General features: G+C 52.7%; 1 protein-coding gene. It reads right to left on the minus strand.

Features of this window, described 5'->3' with window-relative positions; translation table 11 throughout:
• Positions 1-258, minus strand: a 258-nt coding sequence (locus ACYYG1_RS17635; RefSeq protein WP_461211634.1) for a UbiA family prenyltransferase, incomplete at both ends; no start/stop codon positions are given.

Genomic DNA, 258 nt, shown 5'->3' on the forward strand with positions numbered 1-258 from the left:
CGCGAAGCCCACAATACCCAACACGGTCGCATAAACCAGGGTGACACTCGGCGCGATCAGGCCTTTTACCAGCACCCGATTCTTCGTTCTCTCCATTTTCTTGTCGATGTCGCGGTCGATGTAGTTGTTAAACACACAGCCCGACGCGACCACCAACGAGACACCCACCAGGGTGGCGAGAAACAGTGGATAGTCGATGCTCCCTTTGGAAGCGAGCAGGAATCCCCCAACGACAGAAATTAAATTGCCGAAAATAAT

This window comes from Desulfocurvus sp. DL1XJH-121, assembly GCF_054819825.1.